Below are 19251 nucleotides of genomic sequence, written 5' to 3' on the forward strand. Positions count from 1 at the left end.
GGCAGCACACTAACGTGGGCACTGCGGCGGCACCCGAGGAGGGTTTTCGATGCGCGGAGCGGAAGCGCTGGTGAGGACGCTGGTCGACCACGGCGTCGACGTGTGCTTCGCCAATCCCGGCACGTCGGAGATGCACGTCGTCGCTGCGCTGGACACCGTCGGCGGCCTGCGGGGCGTGCTCGCGCTGGCGGAGGGGGTCGCGACCGGCGCCGCCGACGGCTACGCCCGCATCGCCGACCGGCCCGCGGCGGTGCTGCTGCATCTGGGGCCCGGGCTGGGCAACGGGCTGGCGAACCTGCACAACGCCCGCCGCGCCGGGGTCCCGCTGCTTGCGGTCATCGGCGACCACGCCACCTCCCACAAGCGGTACGACGCCCCGCTGGAATCCGACATCGACGCGGTGGCGGGCACGGTCGCCGGCTGGGTGCGCCGCACCGGCCGACCGCGAGACATCGGCGCCGACGCCGCCGCGGCCGTCGCCGCCGCGGCGACCGGTGCCGTGGCCGCGCTGATCCTGCCCGCCGACGTGTGCTGGTCGGACGGCGCCGAACCCGCCGGCCCGGCCGTCGCGGCCTCGCCCGCGCACCCGGACGACGCCGCCGTGCGCACGGCGGCCACGGCGCTGCGGTCCGGCGATCCCGCGGTGCTGCTGATCGGTGGCGATGCGACCCGCGAACCGGGCTTGTCGGCCGCGGCCCGGATCGCCGCCGCCACCGGGGCGCAGCTGCTGTGCGAGACCTTCCCGGCCCGGCTGCAGCGCGGGGCGGGGTTGCCGCCGGTCGAGCGGCTCGGCTACTTCGCCGAGGCCGCCGCCGCGCAGCTGGCCGGCGTCCGGCGGCTGGTGCTCGCGGGCGCGCGGTCGCCGGTGTCGTTCTTCGCCTACCCGGGCCGTCCCAGCGACCTCGTGCCCGAAGGCTGCGACGTGCACGTCCTGGCGGCGCGAGGCGCCGCGACGGCCGCGCTGACGGCGCTCGCCGACGAGGTCGCCCGCGGTGTCGCCGCACCCCTGGCCCCGGCCCGCCGGCCGGCGCTGCCGACGGGACCGTTGACGGCCGCCGCGATCGCCGACGCGGTCGGCGCGCTGCTGCCCGAACGCGCGATCGTCGTCGACGAGTCGAACACCGCCGGCCTGGCGCTGCCCGCGGCGACCGCCGGTGCGCCGCAGCATGACTGGCTGACCCTGACCGGCGGGGCGATCGGCTACGGACTGCCCGCCGCGGTCGGCGCCGCGATCGCCGCGCCCGACCGGCCGGTGCTGGCGTTGCAGGCCGACGGTTCGGCGATGTACACGCTTCCGGCGCTGTGGACGCAGGCCCGCGAGCGGCTCGACGTCACCACCGTCCTCTATGACAACCGCAGCTACGACATCCTGCGCGTGGAGCTGGCCCGCGTCGGCGCGAGCGGCGGCGAGCGCGCGAACGCGCTGTTCGACCTCGGCCGGCCCGATTTGGACTTCGTGCGGCTCGCCGAGGGCATGGGCGTGCCGGCGCGGCGGGCCGTCACGGCGAACGAGTTCGTCGACGCGCTGCGCGCCGCCCTGGCCGAACCCGGCCCCCACCTGATCGACGCCGTGATCCCTTCGATGATGGGCTGACCGTGGATCCGTATGACCTGCAGCGCTTCGTCGACGCCCAAGCGCCGGTGTTCGACACCGTCGTCCGGGAGCTGGAGAACGGCGCCAAGCGCAGCCACTGGATGTGGTTCGTCTTCCCCCAGCTCGCCGGGCTGGGCCACAGCCCGACGGCACAGCGCTACGCGATCTCCGGGCGCGACGAAGCCGTCGCCTATCTGCAGCACCCGGTGCTCGGGCCGCGGCTGCGGCAGTGCACGTCACTGGTCAACCGCGTCTCCGGTCGCTCGGCGCGGGCGATCTTCGGCTCTCCGGACGACCTGAAGTTCCGCTCGTCGATGACGCTGTTCCGCCGCGTCACCGACGACAACGCCGAATTCGTTGCGGCCCTGGACCGCTACTACGGCGGCGAGGACGATCCGGCGACGCTGGCCCGGCTCTGCTAGCCGGCGGGCGCCAGGATCCGCCAGCCGCGCGGCGGCACGTCGACGGTGTCGGTGCGGCCCGGCGGCGGCGCGCCGCTGCCCCCCAGCACCTCGACGGCCGCACACCGGAAGTCGCTGTGCCGCAACCGCATCGGGGTGTCACCGATGTTGAGCGCGACGAGCAGCGCGTCGTCCCCGACGGCGGTCCGGTACAGGTATCCGGTGTTGTCGAGGCGCAGCGTCGTGGTGGTCGCGTCGGCCAGCCAGGCGTGGCGGCGGCGCAGCCCGATGAGGAACTGGTGGACGCGCAACAGCTCTTCGGCGCCCGGGTCGAGCCGCGTTGGGGGAGCACCGAACTCGGGGCGGATGGCGTCGTCGCCGCCGAACCGCTCCTCCTTGACCCCTTCGTAGCCGAACTCGTCGCCGGCGTACACGCTCGGGACGCCGCCGAGCGTGAACTGCAGGACGAGCGCGTGGGGGAGCAGCGCCGGGTCGGTCAGCTGGCTGGCGATCCGGGTGACGTCGTGGTTGCCGACGAAGGTGAGCGGCCGGAAGACGGACAGGAAGTCGTTGTGGCGCTGCAGCGCCCAGTCGAGTTCGTAGAAGTTGGCGTCGTTGAGCGCGCTCCACGTCGCCTTCCACAGTTCGTACTGGGTCACCGAGTCGTAGCCGGCGTCGCGGACATGGGCGATGTAGTCGCCGTGGATGACCTCACCGACGAACCAGGCATCGGGGTGGCGGCGGCGCACCTCCGGCAGCACCTGCGCCCAGAACGGGTCGGGCACGGCGTACGCCGCGTCCAGCCGCCAGCCGTCGGCGCCGCGCGCGAGCCAGTGCGACATCACGTCGGTGACGTAGCCGATCACCTCCGGCTCGCGGTGGTTGAGCGCGATCAACTCGCCGTGACCCTCGAACGTTGCGAACCCGTCGCGGCCCCGCCGGAACCAGTGCTCGCCGTGCCCGCCGAGCGCCTCCCGGTAGCGCGGGAAGTCGGTGCCGACGTGGTTGAACACGCCGTCGAGCAGCACCTTCAGGCCGCGGCGGCGCGCCTCGGCGACGAGGTGGTCGAAGTCGGCGTCGTCCCCGAGCCGCGGATCGATGCGGTAGTGGTCGGTGGTGTCGTAACCGTGGGTGCGGGACGCGAAGACGGGGCCGAGCGCGAGCCCGGAGCAGCCCAGCGCGATCGCGTGGTCGAGCCAGTCGACGATGCGCCGCAACCGGTGCTCCTCGGGGCCCGGCGGTGGGGCGGCGGGGTGGGCGCCGACGAACCCGAGCGGATAGACCTGCCACCAGATGGCGTGGCGCACCCAGTCCGGTCCGGTCACGGCCGGTAGCTCTCGGCGTAGCGGTCGTCGGTCGCCGTCGTCGTCGCCATGGTCCCATCCTGCGTGATGACGGATCGCTCGGTTCCGGCCACCCGGGGTGCTGTCAGCCAGGGCGCGGTCAGACCGGGCGCGGGAACCACCGCTGCAGCCAGCGGGTGAGCACTGCGGTGCGCCGTCCCGCGGCCGCGAGGTAGCCGTCCGGGCGCACCAGCAGCAATCCCGCCGGTAGCTCGTCGGTGTCGATCGGGGAGACCGTGACGACGTCGCGCCACGGCGCCAGGTCGGGTGCCGGCGTGCGGTTGGCGAAGAGCGTGAGCCCGGCCGTGTCGAGGTGGTCGTAGATGGACACGGGTGCGGAGCCGTTCACCGAGACGTCGGGCAGCCGGTCACCGGCGCGCAGGGCACCGAGCCGGCCGCCGCCGCGCGCGAGGTCGGCGTGGCGGTAGCCGGCGGCGACCTGGCCGAGCACCGATGCGGCGGTGCACTGCACGCGGCGGCGGCGCAACACCGCGGGGGCGACGTGCCGCAGCACCGCATGCACCGGGCGACGGGTGGAGGTGAAGACCCGCGTGGCGCGCTCGGTGAACCGCACCAGCCGGTGGATGACGGGCAGCCGGTCGGTCTGGTAGGTGTCGAGCAGGGCGGGCGCCGCGGCGCCGCGCAGCACCAGTGCGAGCTTCCACGACAGGTTGATCATGTCCTGGATGCCGGCGTTCATGCCCTGCCCGCCGGCGGGGCTGTGGATGTGGGCGGCATCCCCGCCGAAGAAGATCCGCCCGGCGCGCAATGTCGCCATGTGCCGGCTGTTGATCCGGAACTCAGAGGTCCATTCCAGCTGCGACATCGTGGCGGGAAGGGGTGAGACGGCGTCGTAGCGCTGCTGCAGCCGCGTCGCGGTCAGCTCGCCGACCTCACCGCAGTCGGTGAGCATGAAGCGGAATCTGTTGCCGGACAGCGGAAATGCGGCGACGAAACCGTGCGGGGCGGTGAAGACCGTGAGTTGGTCGCTCGGCAGCGCCCCGTGCGCGCGGGCGTCGGCCAACAGGTAGCGCTGCGCCAGCGCCCGGCCGGCGAACGGCAACCCGAGCGCCTTGCGGATCGCGCTGTGCGCACCGTCGGCGGCGATCACATACGCCGCGTGCACCACCTCGGTCGCGCCGTCGGCGCTGCGCAGTTCGGCGACGACGCCGTCGGCGGTCTGCGTGAGGGACCGGACCTCGACGCTGCGCTCGACCTTGCCGCCGTGGCGGCCGAGCTGGGCGGTCAGCAGCCGCTCGGTCTGCGACTGCGGCAGCAGCAGGATTGATCGGTACCGGCTCGGCATGGCGCCGAACTCGATGGCGCCCAGCCGCCGCCGGGAGTCGTAGAGGACGGTTCGGTGAGCGCGGGTGCCGAGTCGCAGCAGCTCGTCGCCGACGCCGCGGGGACGCAGCAGCTCGACGGTCCGCGCCTGGACGCCGAGCGCCCGCGAGGTGTTCGCGGGCACCGGGTTCCGGTCGACGATCCGGACGTCGACGCCCAGGCGGGCGAGTTCCATCGCGGCGGTGAGACCGGTCGGTCCGGCGCCGACGACGAGAACCGGGCGGGTGGCGTCAACGGTCATGGCTGCCCCTAAGTCAACGAGTGGTGACTTAGACGCTAGGCCGCCGCACCGGTTGTGTCAACGGTTGGTGACTTATAGTGCGGTGATGGCAGCCGGACGTCCCCGTAACGCCGAGGGCACGCGGGCGGAGATCCTGGCCGCGGCCCGCCGCCGCTTCGGCACCGACGGCTACGACCGCACCACGCTGCGGGCGGTGGCCGCCGACGTCGGCGTCGACCCCGCGCTGGTGGTGCGGTATTTCGGCAGCAAGCAGCGGTTGTTCGCCGCGGCCGCGGAGTTCCGCATCGAGCTGCCGGACCTCACCGGCGTCGCGCCGGACGATCTGGCGGCCACGCTGTTGCCGCGGTTCTTCGCCGTGTGGGAGGGCGACAGCACGTTCCTGGCGCTGCTGCGGGCCGCGATGACCAGCCCCGCCGCCGCCCAGACGATGCGAGAGGTGTTCGCCGACCAGGTGGCGCCGCAGCTGGCGGTCGCCGCCCCCGACCACCCCCGCGAGCGTGCGGGCCTGCTGGGAGCGCTGATCATCGGGCTCGCCACCACGCGCTACGCGCTCGACGTACCGGCCGTCGCGACCTTGGACCACGACGCGCTCACCGACTGGCTGACCCCCGTGGTCCGGCACCTGCTCTGCGGCCCGGCCCCGGATGGCGCCGGCTGAGTCACCGGATCGCCAGCGCGAAGTCGGCCCCGCCTGCGGCGGTTCGACACCGCAGCGGCGCGGCGGCCGGCCTCAGATGGCGGCGCGCAGCGGGGCCGCGGCGCGGCCTGCGAGCGCGGCCCGCGGATGCACCGGGCACACGACCGGATCGGGCGCGTGGCGCTCGGCGTCGATGATGGCGCGCACGGTGCGGCGGCAGCGCCCGCAGTCCAGTCCCGCGCCGCAGGCCTTCGCGACGTCCTTGGACGTGGCGGCGCCGTTGGCGACGGCCTCGGCGACGACGTGACTCGTCACGCCCAGGCAGAGACAGACGTACATGCGCGCTCACCCTCCCGTCGGTCGGCGGCGGCAACGCCGCCCCGGCAGGACTGAGGCTAACCTAGCCTTACCGTCGAGCGCCAGACCTTCGGCGACCGACATGGCCGGCGAACGCGTCGCCCACGGCGTCGGGTGGACTAGGTTTGAGCCGCAGCCGGTGCCAGCCCCGCCGGCCGCGAAGTCACCGACGGCCCAGCCCCAGGAGCGCTCATGCAGGGAGATCCCGACGTTCTGCGACTGCTCAACGAGCAGCTCACCAGCGAACTGACCGCCATCAACCAGTACTTCCTGCATTCGAAGATGCAGCAGAGCTGGGGCTACACCGAGCTCGCGCGCCACACCCGCGCCGAGGCGTTCGAGGAGATGAACCACACGGAGTGGGTCACCGACCGGATCCTGCTGCTCGACGGCCTGCCGAACTACCAGCGGCTGTTCTCGCTGCGGGTCGGCCAGACCATCCGCGAGCAGTTCGAGAGCGACCTGGCGATCGAGCACGAGGTGCAGGCCCGCCTCAAGCCGGGCATCGTCATGTGCCGCGAAAAGGAGGACACCACCTCCGCCGTCCTGCTCGAGCGGATCCTCGCCGACGAAGAAAAGCACATCGACTACCTGGAGACGCAGCTGCGGCTCATGGACCAGCTCGGCGAGCAGCTGTACCTCGCGCAGCTGGTGGCGCGGCCGCCGGAGTAGTCCGCCCGCATGACGCTGGTCGCCGGTGTCGATTCGTCGACGCAGTCGTGCAAGGTGCTGGTGTGCGACGCCGACACCGGGGCGGTGGTGCGCTCGGGGTCCTCGCCGCACCCCGGCGGCACCGAGATCGACCCCGAGCACTGGTGGTCGGCGTTGCAGGCGGCGATCTGCGCGGCCGGCGGGCTCGCCGACGTCGCGGCCGTGGCCGTCGGCGCCCAGCAGCACGGCATGGTGTGCCTGGACGACCGGGGCCGCGTCGTCCGCGACGCGCTGCTGTGGAACGACACCCGCTCCGGCGACGCCGCCGCCGCGCTGGTCGAGGACCTCGGTGGCGCCGCCGCCTGGGCCGACGCGGTGGGGGTGGTGCCGGTCGCGGCGATCACCGCCGCCAAGCTGCGGTGGCTGGCCGACCACGAGCCGCACCACGCCGACGCCGCCGCAGCCGTGTGCCTGCCGCACGACTGGCTGACCTGGCGGCTGCGCGGGTCACCGGGCATCCACGAGCTGACCACCGACCGCAGCGACGCCAGCGGCACCGGCTACTTCTCCGCGGAGTCCGACACCTACCGCGAGGACCTGTTGGCCCTTGCCTTTCGCGACCGTCGGCCGTCGCTGCCGCGCGTCCTCGGGCCCGACGAGGCGGCCGGCCGCACCGCCGGCGGTGCACTGCTGGGTCCGGGCGCCGGCGACAACGCCGCGGCCGCGCTGGGACTGGGCGCCGAACCGGGGGACTGCGTGGTGTCGATCGGGACGTCCGGCGTCGTGAGCGCGGTGGGGCACCGCGCACCGCACGACCCGGACGGGCTGGTTGCCGGCTTCGCCGACGCGACCGGCGCCCAGCTGCCGCTGGTGTGCACGCTCAACGGCGCCCCGGTGCTGGCGGCGGTGGCCCGCACGCTCGGTGTCGACCTCGACGCGTTCTCCGCGCTCGCGCTGTCGGCGCCGGCGGGCGCCGACGGCGTAGTGCTGGTGCCCTACTTCGACGGCGAGCGGTCGCCGAACCTGCCGCGGGCGTCGGGGGCACTGCACGGCGTCACCACGGGCAACCTCACCGCGGCCAACATGGCGCGCGCCGCGGTCGAAGGCCTGCTCGCGTCACTGGCGTTCTGCATCGACCGGATCGCCGACCAGCAGATCGCCATCGACCGGGTGATCCTCACCGGCGGCGGTGCCCGGTCCGAGGCGATCCGCCGGATCGCGCCCGCGGTGTTCGGCCGCCCCGTCGAGGTGCCGCCGGTCGGCGAGTACGTCGCCCTCGGCGCCGCCCGGCAGGCCGCCTGGACGCTGGCCGGCGGTGCCGCCGCGCCGGTGTGGCAGCGCGGTGGAACGGTCACCTACACCGCCGAGCCGACGCCCGCCGTCCTCGACCGATACGCCGCCGCATCGGCCCTGACGTTGGGTCGCCTGACCGCTACCATCCAGCCATGAGCCGCATCGGTGACTTCCCCGACGACGACCTCGCCGGCTGGATCGAGAAGTCGCCGCACCTCGGCATGGCGATCGGCGGATTCAGCGCCGCGGTCTACGAGAAGAACCGGCTGCCGAAGCGGACCCGCGAGCTGGCCCGCATGGTCATCGCGCTGGACAACGAATGCGTCGTCTGCCAGCACACCCGCGACAGCGACGGTGCGGCGGCGGGCGTCGACGAGGACCTCTACGACCATGCCGCGCAGTGGCGCACCTGGCCCGGGTACAGCGCCGCCGAGCGCATCGCGGCGGAGTTCGCCGAGCGGTTCGCCACCGACCACACCGGGCTGCGCGACGACGAGGAGTTCTGGGCGCGCGCCAAGGAGCACTACACCGACGAATTGCTCGCCGATCTGGCGCTGTCGTGCGCGCTGTGGGTCGGGATGGGCCGCGTGCTCTCCACCCTGGACATCGCCCAGGCGTGCAAGGTGACCCTCTAGCTGTACTCGCGCGAACGTTGATTACCCGTCGCGATTCGGGCGGAAAAGCGACGGGTAATCCACGTTCGGCAGAGTTCAGACCTGCCCGGTGGCGTCGTACACCCAGGAGGTGTCGGCGTTGCCGAGGTTCTCCAGCCACCGCGGCGGCGCGGAGTTCGCGAGCGCGCCGAAGTCCCAGTAGTCCTTCCACACCGTGACCTGATCGCCGCGCACCTTGTGGACCGTGACGAACGGCAGCACCACCTGCTCGCCGGTGTCGAACCGCCACGTCTCGGAGTGCTCGTAGAGCACGTCGATCACATTCGCCCGGTCGCTTCGCTCCTGCCCGCCGACCCCGTTGCTCACGATCACGCCGTCATGGTTCTCGTAATGCGCCAGCGGTTCGAGGCCCACCTTGAGCCGTTTGACGATGTCGGCCGGCCCGCGCGCGGCCAGGGTCAGCCCGACGGGCATGTCGGCGTAGATGCAGTCGTCGGCGAGAAAGGTCGTGAGCCGGTCCCAATCCCGATCCGACAGCGCCCGCCACAAGCCCAGCACCGTGTCCTCAGCCGACATGGGCCAGCTCCTCGCGCTGCAGCGCGGCGACCGTCCGGTCGGCGGGCAGGAAGCTACCGGTGCGCGTCGCGCCGACGATCCCGGTCGGCCGGCCGTCCGCCACGACCCGCCGGCCGCCGACGAACACCGCCGTCACCGCGGCGTCGTTGCGGTTGACCATCCGGCGCAGGCCGCCATAGGCCGGCACGGCCTCCTCGGCGTAGGCGTCCAGGGTGTCGTCGAGCCGTTCGGGGTCGACCACCGCGATGTCCGCCCGGTCGCCGATCCGCAGGTGCCCGGCGTCGATGCGATACCAGTCGGCGAGTTCGCCGGTGAGCCGGTGCACCGCCTGCTCGACGGTGAGGAACGGCTGCCCGGCGCGTTCGGCGTCGCGCACGTGGCGCAGCAGCCGCAGGCCCATGTTGTAGAACGCCATGTTGCGCAGGTGCGCGCCGGCATCGGAGAAGCCCAACTGGATGCCGGGATGGGCCGCGAAGCGCTTGAGCACGTCGGGCCGGTGATTGGAGATGGTGGTGCGCCAGCGCAGCGCCCGGCCGTGCTCGACGACCAGGTCGAGGAACGCGTCGACCGGATGTACGCACTGCCCTTCCCCGTCGCTCCGCTCGCCCCCGCCGCGCATCCGGCCGACCTCGCCTAACGACTTCCCGACGACCGTCCCGTCGGGGCAGGCCACGATCTCGGCGTCGAAGAAGTCGCGGTGCCATACCCGGATGCCGAGCTTGCTCTCGTACTGCTTGCGGAACGTCCGCCGGTAGTGCTCGTCGCGCATCAGCTCGTTGCGCTCGACCTCGTCGCGCAGGTGCAGCGCCGCCGCGCCGGCGCCGAACTCCTCGAACACCACCAGGTCGATCCCGTCGGCGTACACCTCGAACGGCACCGGCAGATGCTGCCAGCGAAAGTCGCCGCCGAGCCGGTTGACGACGCGGGCCAGGCCGTCGATGAGGAACACCGCGTAGGGATTGGCCTTGACGTCCGCGGCCGAGAGCAGGCTGGTCTTGAGCCGGCGGCGGAAGAAGCCGGTCGATGCGAAGGCCTGCGACACCAGGTTCAGTGGATTCTGGATGTCGGGTCCGGACTGCAGTACCCGGTCCGCGCGCCGCAGCAGGGCCTTGAGCCGCCGCAACTCGCGGGCCTTGGCGTAGGTCGACGGCAGCGTGCGCGATCGGCACGTGTCGCCGTCGAGCTTGTCGAACAGCAACTGCTGCGAACTCATCCCGACGAAGCCTGCGTCGAGCGCGTCGGCGAGCATCCGCTCCATGCGCTGCTGTTCGGCTCTGGTGGGCCGGACGTCCTTGCGGGTGGCGCGGTCGAGGCCCATGACGGCGGTGCGCATGTCGGAGTGCCCGATGAACGAGGCGACGTTGGGGCCCAGCGGCCGGCGCTGCAGCGCTGCGACGTACTCCTCGGGCGTCGACCACGTCTTGTTGTCGTCGACCACCGCGATGACGTGCTCGCGCGGGATCGCCTCGACCCGGCCGAACAGGTCGCCCGCGTCGGTGCCGTCGACGTGGACGGTCGACAGCGAGCACGATCCCAGGAAGACCGTGGTGACGCCGTGGCGCAGCGATTCGCTCAGTGCCGGCGCGGCGAGCACCTCGACGTCGTAGTGCGTGTGGATGTCGATCAGGCCGGGCAACACCCATTTGCCCGTCGCGTCGAGGACCTGCGGACAGCCGGTGTCGTCGAGCGGATCCGCCGTGATGGTGGCGACGTGGCCGCCGCGGATGCCGATGGTGCGGATCGCCGACGGTGCGCCGGCACCGTCGAACCAGCGGCCGCCCCGAATGATCGTGTCGTAGGTCACATTGGTATCGAATCAGCGCCCATGACAGGTGTCAACGCCATCAGTAGACAGATTCTGCACATTGTTCACGTGCCGGGTTGTTCGGCCGGTGTTCACCCGGTGCCCGTTCACTCGTCGGCGACCGCACACCCGCGCCAGGTCAGCTCCGGGCCATGCGGATCGTCCAGGTCGCCAACTTCTACGGTCCGCGTTCGGGCGGTCTGCGCACGGCGGTGGACCGGCTCGGCGCCGAGTACGTCGCCGCGGGCCACGACGTCCGGCTCGTCGTGCCCGGTGGCACCGGTGGCAGCCGGCGGCTGGCGTCCGGGGTCGTGCGGATCACCGTGCCGGCGGCGGTCCTCCCGTTCACCGGCGGCTACCGGGCGATCCGGCCGGCCGCGGTGCGACGGGTGCTGGCCGACCTCGCACCCGACGCCCTGGAGGTGTCGGACCGGCTGACCCTGCGGTCGCTCGGCCGGTGGGGCGCCCGCCGCGGTGTGCGCACGGTCATGATCAGCCACGAACGCCTCGACCGGTTGACCGGCCTGGTGTTGCCCAAGCCGCTCGCCCGCGGCGTGGCCGACGCGGCGAATCGCCGCACCGCGGCCGGCTACGACACCGTGGTCTGCACGACCGCGTTCGCCCGCCGGGAGTTCGACCGGATCGCGGCCGCGAACACCCGGACCGTCCCGCTGGGCGTCGACCTCGACCTGTTCCATCCGTCGCGTGCGGCCCGCCGAGCGGCGGGCGGCGAGCTGCTGCTGGTCCACTGCGGGCGGTTGTCGGTCGAGAAGCGCGCGGACCGCAGCATCGCGACGCTGGCGGCGCTGCGCGACGGCGGCGTCGACGCGCGGCTGCTGGTCGTGGGGGAGGGCCCGTTGCGGGCTCGCCTGCAGCGCCAGGCCGCCGACCTGCCCGTCGCGTTCACCGGGTTCATCGGCGACCGTGAGCGCGTCGCCGCGCTCCTGGCGTCGGCGGACGTGTCGCTGGCGCCCGGCCCGCACGAGACGTTCGGTCTGGCGGCGCTCGAGGCGCTGGCCTGCGGCACGCCCGTCGTCGTGTCGGCGACCTCGGCGCTGGCGGAGATCGTCGGCCACGGCGGTGCCGTGGCCGACAACGACCCGGCGTCGTTCGCGGCGGCGGTGCGCGCGCTGCTGGCGGTGCCCGAAGCGCAGCGTCGGGCCGCGGCGAGGCGGCGCGCCGAGGCCTACACGTGGTCGCGGGCCGCCGCGGGCATGCTCGCCGCGCTGGGCGGAGATCACCGGCGCGTCGGCGCGTCCGACGTTTGGCCGGCCCGGCGGTGTGGCACGTAGGAGCCATGGCTTCGGAGTGGGACTGCATCGTCGTCGGAGGTGGCGCGGCCGGGCTGAGCGCCGCCCTGGTGCTGGGACGGTCGCGGCGCCGCACCCTGCTGGTGGACGCCGGGGAGCAGTCGAACCTGGCGGCTCCCGGGGTGGGCGGACTGCTGGGCCACGACGGCCGATCGCCCGCCGAGCTGTATGCGCTGGCGCGCCACGAGCTGACGACCTACCCGGATGTGACGGTGGAGAAGACGTCGGTGACCGGCGGGCAGAAAGCCGCCGACGGGTTCGTGCTGACGCTTGCCGACGGCCGCACCGAGCAAGCCCGCCGCGTGTTGCTCAGCCCCGGCATGGACTACCGGCCGCCGGAGCTGCCCGGACTGCCCGAGCTGTGGGGGAACACGGTGTTCCACTGCCCGTTCTGCCACGGCTGGGAGGTGCGGGACCGGCCGCTGGCGGCGCTGGCCCGCGGCGAGAAGGCGATCCACACGTCGCTGCTGCTGCGCGGGTGGAGTGACGACGTGGTGCTGTTGACCAACGGTCCGTGCGAGCTCGACGACGCGAACAAGGCGCTGGTGCAGGCCGCCGGGGTGCAGGTCGACGAGCGACCGGTGGCCCGGTTGGAGAGCGAGGACGGCGAGCTGTCGGCGGTCGTGTTCGCCGACGGCGACCGGTTGCCGCGCCGGGGGCTACTGGTGGAGACGACGCTGCACCAGCGGACCGGGCTGGCCGAACAGTTCGGCGCCGAGCTGTCGCCCCCGGGTCCGGTGGTGAAGAACGCGGTCGCCGTCGACGACCAGCACCGCACCACGGTGCCCGGGCTGTTCGCCGCCGGCGACGCCAGCGCGCAGACCCCGCAGGTGGCGAATGCGATCGCCTCAGGGCTGGCGGCGGCGGCCTCGGTGGTGCAGAGCCTGCTCGCCGAGGACGTCGGGCTGCCGTTCGAGACGGGCGGCGCGGAGATCGCGCTCAGCGCCCCGGTGTGACGCTAGCCGGCGAGCTGCCGCACCGGGTGCAGCGCGACGGGCAGCGACGCCCAGCCGTGCAGCACCCGGGTGTCGCGCCGCCGGCCGGCCCCGGCGGCCCGCACGTCCGGGAACCGCTCGAAGAAGGCCCGCAGCCCGACCTCGCCTTCGGCGCGGGCGAGCGCCGCGCCCAGGCAGAAGTGCCGGCCGCCGGAGAACGACAGGTGCCGGCCGGCGTTGGGCCGTTCCAGGTCGAAACGGTGCGGGTCCGGGAAGACCGCGGGATCGCGGTTGGCGCCGGCGAGGTAGACGACGACCAGTTCGCCGCGCTCGATCGGCTGGCCGGCGAGCTCGGTGTCGGTGCGGGCGACGCGGGCGGTCAACTGCACCGGCGACTCCAGCCGCAGGATCTCCTCGACGGCCGTCGCCCACAGCTCCGGCCGCTCGGCCAGCGTGGCGCGCTGCTGCGGGTGGTCGAGCAGCATCCGGATCCCGTTGCCGAGCAGGTTCACCGTGGTCTCGAAGCCGGCGGCCAACACCAGGCCCGCGGTGGCCCGCAGTTCGACCTCCGAGAGCGCCACGCCGTCGTCCGACGCCGCGATCAGCTGGCTCATGAGGTCGTCGCCGGGGTTTCGGCGCAGCTCCGCGAGGTGGTCTGCGAGCCAGGCGTTGAAGCCGGCCAGACCGCGCTCGACGGTGCGGTACTGGCGCCACGTCAGCCCGAAGTCCAGGCTGGGTGCGGCCAGCTCGCCGAACTCCAGCACGCGGGGCTGCTCGGCCTCCGGCACACCGAGGATGTCGCTGATGATGGCGACCGGGAGCCGGGCGCAGTACCGGTCGACGATGTCGACGACACCGTCGTCGGGGTCCAGCTCGTCGAGCAGCGCCGCCGCCGTCTGTTCGACCCGCTCGCGCAGCGCCGCCACGGCGCGCACGGTGAACACCGAGGACACCGTCCGGCGGTAGCGCGTGTGGTCGGGCGGCTCGACGGCCAGCAGCGACGGCGGGCGCAGCGGGTGCAGCAGCCCGTTGCGGGTGCGACGCTCGACCCGTTGCAGCACCGTGGGCAGACCGGTTCCGACGTCGAGGACCCGGAAGTCATCCGATCGCAGGACCTCGGTCGCGACGGCGTGGTCGACGGTGAGGCGGCTCACCCTGGCCGTGACCAGAGGCGCCGTCCGGAGGCTGTCGTAGAACGGGATGGCGTCCGCCCGCACCGTCGGATCCACCAGGAACCGGGCCTGCGGGTCACCGCGCTGTGCGCCGATGCGCGCGAATCCGCGTACCACGCCGTGCATCATCAGCCAGTGGATGCGCTCCTTCATGGCAGCCACGCTACGTAAGCGGGCCGCGCTGTTCAGCAGCGCACCGGGTAGAGCCGGTGCGTGCCGCGCAGGCCCTTGAGCGACGCCTCGCGCGGTTCGCCGACCTCGACGCCGTCGGTGTCCGCGAGGGCCTCGTACACCGACTCGCTGACCAGGACCTCGCCGCCTTCGGCCTGATCGGCCACCCGCGCTGCCATCGCCACGTTGCGGCCGAACAGGTCGTCGCCGCGGCGCACCGACTTTCCCATGTGCACACCCATCCGGATGCGCAGGGCGCGCCGGCCCTTGGTGGTGTTGCGCTGGATCGCCTGACAGCACTTCACGGCGTCCTGCGGGTCGGCGAAGGCGATCATGAAGCCGTCGCCCTGGCTCTTCACGACATGCCCGTGGTGGCGATCGACCTGGCGGCGCACCTGCTTGTCGTGGCGGCTGAGCAGGCGAACCCACGCCCGGTCGCCGAGCCGCTCGTTCATCGCGGTCGAATTCTCGATGTCGGAGAAGACGAGGACGACCTTTCCGTCGGGTGCGAGTTTCGCCAGGTCCGGCCGCTCGACCTGCGCCCAGTCCGCGAGGTCGCCGATCGAGTCGCGCACCACTGCGCCCAGGCCCTCCTTGCGGAGGACGTTGGCGGTGTTCCAGACGGTCTTGACGGCTTCCTTACCGCCCTCGAGGAGCAATTGCCGGGCGTCGACCCGCTGGCGTAGTTCGTCGGCCTCGCGACGGCTCCGGACGAGCAGGACCCCTACCACCGCGAGCGCCACCGATTCGGCGACCACGACGACGACGAGCCCGATATCCCACGCGGTCACGGCCGGTCTCCTTCGTCCGGCGGCGACGGGTCAGCGAGCCAATTGACCGATGATGCCGGTGATCTCGGTGATGGTGTTCTGAAGATATTGCACGCCACCGCCGCGGCCGGTGGGCGCGGTGGCGGTGGCCGGCGGGACGGACCCGCTCCATGTGGTGGCTCTGCCGCAGGTCGGCCACGCCGCCATCCCCTGGGTGCGCCGGACGTTCTCGGCGACCCGGATCTGCTCGGCGCGCGACGCCTGATGCGGAGATCCCTTGCCGCCGTTTTCCGTCCACGTCGACTGCGTGAACTGCAGGCCGCCGGAGAAGCCATTACCGGTGTTGGTCGACCAGTTGCCACCGGTTTCGCACTGCGCGACGGCGTCCCAGTTCGTCGAGTCGGCGTTGGCCGTTCCCGCGGTCATCAGCAGGGCCGCCGCGAAACCCGCCAGGAAGACGGCCGCGACAAACACCTTGTTGACGCTGATGCACAGGAGGTTCATGTGGTCTCTTTCGCCACCTCAGCATCACGTGTTACGCCGATCACAGCGCCATTTCTGCAAAATCACGTCCGACCACCGTCGCCGGCGCCAATAAAAAGGCCGCATGGCCGGTCCCGTCGGTCGACTCCGGACGATTGAAACCGGCCGGCGCAGCGGTTAGCGTTTCAACGGGATTCGCTCCAAACCTGCGCCATCCGATTCCGAAGGGGATGTCCACCTGATGACCGATCCACTTGTCGACGATGGTGAAGCACCCGTCATCGTCAGCCTCGTCGAGGCCTCGATGCACATGTACAACTCGGCCATCGACTCGCTGCCCGACCCGCACGACCAGGAGTTCCCCGCACGGGCGGGCGTCGTGCTGGCGGGTCTGCGCAAGCTGGAATCGTCGCTGTCGCAGGCGGCTTCCCGGAGCCGCACCACCCCGAGCGTGATCGTCGCCCTGAGCCAGGTCCGCCGCCGCTACGACGACCTGATGGCCGTGGCCGCCGAGTCGCCGGGCGCGACGCTGGGCCAGCGGCTCTACACCGCGCGGCAGCGGGCGCGGCTCTCGGCGCGCGAGACCGCGAACGGCGCCGGCCTGCGCACCGACCTGCTCTTCGACATCGAGGCCGAGGAGATCCCCACCGAAGAAGAGGCCGCGAAGATCAAGGACCTCATCGCCGCGCTCGGCGGCTGAGCCGCGCCGCCACGATCTCGACGGCCCGACGTCCGGGGCGGACTGAAAGCGGCGAACGCGGGAACCCTCGTCCCATGATGATGTTGGGGATGCGGGCGTCGATGCCCACCGTGACCCGGGTGATCGCTGCCGCGCCGAAAACGGTGTGGGACATCCTCGTCGACCTCGAAGCGTGGCCGGTGTGGGGTCCGACGATCCGCCGGGCGGAGCTCAACCCGCCCGGCGCGCCGGCGACGCTGAAGCTCGGGTCGACGGGCCGGGTGTGGCCGCCGATCGGTCCGGGAGTGCCGTTCCGGGTCACGGAGTTCGACGACGGCCACCTGTGGGCGTGGCGGGTGGCCGGCATTCCCGCCACCAAACACTTCGTGGAACCGCACGCCGACGGCTGTGTGGCGGGGTTCGCGGCGCCGCTGCCGGCGGCGCCGTACCTGTCGGTGTGCGCGGTGGCGCTGCAACGCATCGAGGCGCTGGCGCTCGGCTGACCGCAGCCGTCCCGCACCCCGTGGCATCGTGGCCGGGGTGAAGATCCGGTTCGGCGTCAGCCTCGGCCTGCAGACCGGCCCGGCGCACCTCTTGCCGCTGGTGGACGACCTCGAGGCGCGGGGCGTCGACTCGCTGTGGTTCTCCGAGCTGGTGTCCACGCCGGCCGTCGACCCGTTCGTCGGGATGGCGGCCGCCGTCGGCCGAGCCCGTCGGCTCAAGGTCGGCACGTCGGTGGCCGTGCTACCCGGGCGCCATCCCGTGCTCGTCGCCAAGCAGTTGGCGTCGCTCGCCGCCATGGCGCCGAAACGGATCCTTCCGGTGTTCGGGTTGCGGTCGGCGATCCCCGCCGAGCGCGCGGTGTTCGCGGTGCCCGACGGTCGGCGGGCCGCCGTGTTCGACGAATCGCTGCAGCTGCTGCGGGCGGCGCTGCACGACGACACCGTGTCCTTCTCGGGCGAGTTCTTCACCGTCGACGGGGTGGGCGTCGGCACGCGGCCCGATCCGCCGCTCGACATCTGGCTGGGCGGCTCGGCGGCCGCGGCCTTCCGCCGGGCCGGCCGCTACGGCGACGGCTGGCTCGGCAGCTTCCTCACGCCGACCGAGTCGGCCGCAGCGCGGGAGGCCATCCTCGCCGCCGCCGCGGCGTGCGGCCGGACGATCGAGGACGACCACTTCGGCATCAGCCTGGCCGTCGCCGACGGCGACCTGCCCGCCCAGGCCGAGGCCGCCGCCCGCGCACGGCGGCCCGACGTCGACCCCGCCGAGCTGGTGGCTGCGGACTGGCCGGCGCTGCACCGGCAGCTCGACGGCCACATCGCCGCCGGGTTGAGCAAGTTCGTGATCCGGCCCGCCGGGAATCAGCCCCTCGACGAATTCGTCGACCGTTTCTGCGCCGAACTGCTGCCGCGGCAGAGCTGACACTGTTTGGTGGATCACAGCAGGGGGAAAACCGCACCCAGCACACCTTCTGCAGGAAGCACCCGAGCGGACGGAGCCCACAGGATGGCCAACACCGAAGCCGACCAGCAAGAAGCCGCGGCCGAAAAAGACGAAACCCGTGACCGCGACGCCGCCGTCAAGGACGCGGTGCCCAAAGACGACCGCCTGGAGGAGTTGAAGGAGGAGGCCAAGGGCACCTTCGACCGCTACGACAACCGCGACACGGCGGTGATGCCCGGCTCCGACAAGACCATCACCGGCACCGCGATCCACGACATGCTCGACGACGACGGAAACCCGGTCAACGAGCCCGTCGACAAGGAGCGCATCGAGCAGATCAAGGCCGACGACGGCGACTCCGGGGACGGTTCCGGCCAATCCTCGGACGACGACTCGCACTGACCGGCGACCCGTCTCCGCCGTCCGTCACAATGGGCCACTTCGGCAGCTCGCAGCGCTGCACGTAGGCTCACGACGACAGCGACCACTGACCGCCGTGACCGGAGCCGGGGACCGGTCGGACGGCGCCGAACGGGGATGGAATGCCTGACAGCTCTACAACCAAGGACCTGACGCCGCACTTCGAGGACGTCCAGTCGCACTACGACCTGTCCGACGACTTCTTCCGGCTGTTCCTCGATCCGACGCAGACCTACAGCTGCGCGTACTTCAAGGAAGACGACTACACGCTCGAACAGGCGCAGCTGGCGAAGATCGACCTGTCGCTGGGCAAGCTCGGGCTGCAGCCCGGCATGACGCTGCTCGACGTCGGCTGCGGCTGGGGCGCCACGCTGCGCCGGGCGATCGAGAAGTACGACGTCAACGTGATCGGCCTGACGCTGTCGAAGAACCAGCAGGCGCACGTCGCCAAGACCTTCGAGGAGATGGACAGCCCCCGCAGCAAGCGGGTGTTGCTGCAGGGCTGGGAGCAGTTCGACGAGCCGGTCGATCGCATCGTCTCGATCGGCGCGTTCGAGCACTTCGGCTTCGACCGCTACGACGACTTCTTCTCGATGGCCTACAACGTGCTGCCCGAGGACGGCGTCATGCTGTTGCACACGATCGTGCAGGCGTCGAAGGAAGAGGTCGAGGAGCGCAAGCTCCCGCTGACCATGAAGCACATCCGGTTCTTCAAGTTCATCATGGACGAGATCTTCCCGGGCGGCCGGCTGCCGTCGGTGGCCAAGGTCCAGGAGCACGCCACCAAGGCAAACTTCCACGTCAAGCTGGTCCAGCCGCTGCGGCCGCACTACGCCCGCACGCTCGACATGTGGTCGGCGGCGCTGGAGGCCCACAAGGACGAGGCCATCGCCATCCAGTCCGAAGAGGTCTACGAGCGGTACATGAAGTACCTGACCGGTTGCGCGGAGCTCTTCCGTGACGGCTACATCGACGTCTGCCAGTTCACGCTGACCAAGCAGCCCTAGTAGGTC

Annotated in this window: 22 protein-coding genes; 13 read left to right on the forward strand and 9 right to left on the reverse strand. The window is 72.2% G+C overall.

What is annotated here, in order from left to right:
- Window positions 1-49: 49 nt before the first annotated feature.
- Window positions 50-1594, forward strand: a complete 1545-nt coding sequence (locus tag LV457_RS13155; RefSeq protein ID WP_232171626.1) for an acetolactate synthase large subunit — start codon at window positions 50-52, stop codon at window positions 1592-1594.
- Window positions 1591-2016 (forward strand): DUF1810 domain-containing protein, encoded by a 426-nt coding sequence (locus LV457_RS13160; protein ID WP_232171835.1) that lies wholly within the window; start codon window positions 1591-1593, stop codon window positions 2014-2016. Before LV457_RS13155 ends, LV457_RS13160 begins: the two co-directional genes overlap by 4 nt.
- Here the strand turns inward: LV457_RS13160 and LV457_RS13165 are convergent.
- Window positions 2013-3320 (reverse strand): alpha-amylase family glycosyl hydrolase, encoded by a 1308-nt coding sequence (locus tag LV457_RS13165; protein WP_232171627.1) that lies wholly within the window; start codon window positions 3318-3320, stop codon window positions 2013-2015. The genes LV457_RS13160 and LV457_RS13165 overlap by 4 nt on opposite strands.
- A gap of 118 nt (window positions 3321-3438) precedes the next feature.
- Window positions 3439-4923: an FAD-dependent oxidoreductase gene (locus LV457_RS13170; protein WP_232171628.1), complete on the reverse strand. Its 1485-nt coding sequence runs from the start codon at window positions 4921-4923 to the stop codon at window positions 3439-3441.
- An 85-nt stretch (window positions 4924-5008) separates the two neighbouring features.
- On the opposite strand from LV457_RS13170, the gene LV457_RS13175 reads away from it, so the two are divergent.
- Entirely contained in the window at window positions 5009-5581 is a 573-nt protein-coding gene (locus LV457_RS13175; protein WP_232171629.1) for a TetR family transcriptional regulator, read from the forward strand.
- A 72-nt stretch (window positions 5582-5653) separates the two neighbouring features.
- Here LV457_RS13175 and LV457_RS13180 read toward each other — a convergent pair whose 3' ends face one another.
- Window positions 5654-5899 (reverse strand): bacterioferritin-associated ferredoxin, encoded by a 246-nt coding sequence (locus LV457_RS13180; RefSeq protein ID WP_232171630.1) that lies wholly within the window; start codon window positions 5897-5899, stop codon window positions 5654-5656.
- 210 nt (window positions 5900-6109) lie between these two features.
- Here LV457_RS13180 and bfr point away from each other — a divergent pair, with 210 nt between their 5' ends.
- The 3 genes from bfr to LV457_RS13195 are packed head-to-tail and all read left to right on the forward strand — an operon-like array spanning window position 6110 to window position 8496.
- Window positions 6110-6589 carry a bacterioferritin gene (bfr, locus tag LV457_RS13185; RefSeq protein WP_232171631.1) on the forward strand — a complete coding sequence of 160 codons (480 nt, stop codon included), beginning with the start codon at window positions 6110-6112 and terminating at the stop codon, window positions 6587-6589.
- Window positions 6590-6598: 9 nt separating this feature from the next.
- Window positions 6599-8017, forward strand: coding sequence for a xylulokinase (locus tag LV457_RS13190; protein ID WP_232171632.1), 1419 nt, complete (start codon window positions 6599-6601; stop codon window positions 8015-8017).
- Window positions 8014-8496, forward strand: coding sequence for a carboxymuconolactone decarboxylase family protein (locus tag LV457_RS13195; protein ID WP_232171633.1), 483 nt, complete (start codon window positions 8014-8016; stop codon window positions 8494-8496). The genes LV457_RS13190 and LV457_RS13195 overlap by 4 nt, the downstream gene beginning before the upstream one ends.
- A 75-nt stretch (window positions 8497-8571) precedes the next feature.
- Here the strand turns inward: LV457_RS13195 and LV457_RS13200 are convergent, their stop codons facing one another.
- On the reverse strand, window positions 8572-9051 hold the full coding sequence (locus LV457_RS13200) for a nuclear transport factor 2 family protein (protein ID WP_232171634.1): 480 nt from the start codon (window positions 9049-9051) through the stop codon (window positions 8572-8574).
- Window positions 9041-10855, reverse strand: a complete 1815-nt coding sequence (locus tag LV457_RS13205; protein ID WP_232171635.1) for an amidohydrolase family protein — start codon at window positions 10853-10855, stop codon at window positions 9041-9043. Before LV457_RS13205 ends, LV457_RS13200 begins: the two co-directional genes overlap by 11 nt.
- Before the next feature lie 152 nt (window positions 10856-11007).
- Here LV457_RS13205 and LV457_RS13210 point away from each other — a divergent pair, with 152 nt between their 5' ends.
- Both LV457_RS13210 and LV457_RS13215 read left to right on the forward strand, forming a co-directional pair.
- The gene (locus LV457_RS13210) at window positions 11008-12147 is read left to right on the forward strand and encodes a glycosyltransferase (protein ID WP_232171636.1); all 1140 of its coding nucleotides are present in this window, start codon (window positions 11008-11010) and stop codon (window positions 12145-12147) included.
- Window positions 12148-12152: 5 nt separating this feature from the next.
- The gene (locus LV457_RS13215) at window positions 12153-13121 is read left to right on the forward strand and encodes an NAD(P)/FAD-dependent oxidoreductase (protein WP_232171637.1); all 969 of its coding nucleotides are present in this window, start codon (window positions 12153-12155) and stop codon (window positions 13119-13121) included.
- A gap of 2 nt (window positions 13122-13123) precedes the next feature.
- On the opposite strand, the gene LV457_RS13220 is transcribed toward LV457_RS13215, so the two are convergent.
- From LV457_RS13220 to LV457_RS13235, 4 genes are read right to left on the reverse strand one after another with little or no spacing between them, the layout of a single operon-like run.
- Window positions 13124-14425 carry a cytochrome P450 gene (locus LV457_RS13220; RefSeq protein WP_232171638.1) on the reverse strand — a complete coding sequence of 434 codons (1302 nt, stop codon included), beginning with the start codon at window positions 14423-14425 and terminating at the stop codon, window positions 13124-13126.
- Between the two features lie 32 nt (window positions 14426-14457).
- Complete coding sequence (locus LV457_RS13225; protein ID WP_232171639.1) at window positions 14458-15234, reverse strand: adenylate/guanylate cyclase domain-containing protein; 777 nt, start codon at window positions 15232-15234, stop codon at window positions 14458-14460.
- Between the two features lie 30 nt (window positions 15235-15264).
- Window positions 15265-15717, reverse strand: a complete 453-nt coding sequence (locus LV457_RS13230; RefSeq protein WP_232171640.1) for a transglycosylase family protein — start codon at window positions 15715-15717, stop codon at window positions 15265-15267.
- Window positions 15718-15757: 40 nt separating this feature from the next.
- A complete protein-coding gene (locus LV457_RS13235) occupies window positions 15758-15934 on the reverse strand; it encodes a hypothetical protein (protein WP_232171641.1) in 177 nt (58 codons plus the stop codon).
- 72 nt (window positions 15935-16006) lie between these two features.
- On the opposite strand from LV457_RS13235, the gene LV457_RS13240 reads away from it, so the two are divergent.
- The 5 genes from LV457_RS13240 (at window position 16007) to LV457_RS13260 (ending at window position 19245) form a co-directional block, all read left to right on the forward strand.
- The gene (locus tag LV457_RS13240; RefSeq protein ID WP_232171836.1) at window positions 16007-16396 is read left to right on the forward strand and encodes a hypothetical protein; all 390 of its coding nucleotides are present in this window, start codon (window positions 16007-16009) and stop codon (window positions 16394-16396) included.
- 74 nt (window positions 16397-16470) lie between these two features.
- Window positions 16471-16878, forward strand: a complete 408-nt coding sequence (locus LV457_RS13245) for an SRPBCC family protein (RefSeq protein ID WP_308192198.1) — start codon at window positions 16471-16473, stop codon at window positions 16876-16878.
- A gap of 37 nt (window positions 16879-16915) precedes the next feature.
- Complete coding sequence (locus LV457_RS13250) at window positions 16916-17797, forward strand: TIGR03854 family LLM class F420-dependent oxidoreductase (RefSeq protein WP_232171642.1); 882 nt, start codon at window positions 16916-16918, stop codon at window positions 17795-17797.
- Between the two features lie 84 nt (window positions 17798-17881).
- Entirely contained in the window at window positions 17882-18220 is a 339-nt protein-coding gene (locus LV457_RS13255) for a hypothetical protein (protein ID WP_232171643.1), read from the forward strand.
- Window positions 18221-18360: 140 nt separating this feature from the next.
- A complete protein-coding gene (locus LV457_RS13260) occupies window positions 18361-19245 on the forward strand; it encodes a cyclopropane mycolic acid synthase family methyltransferase (protein ID WP_232171644.1) in 885 nt (294 codons plus the stop codon).
- Window positions 19246-19251: the final 6 nt, after the last annotated feature.

Source organism: Mycobacterium sp. MYCO198283, from assembly GCF_021213805.1.
GTDB lineage: Bacteria > Actinomycetota > Actinomycetes > Mycobacteriales > Mycobacteriaceae > Mycobacterium.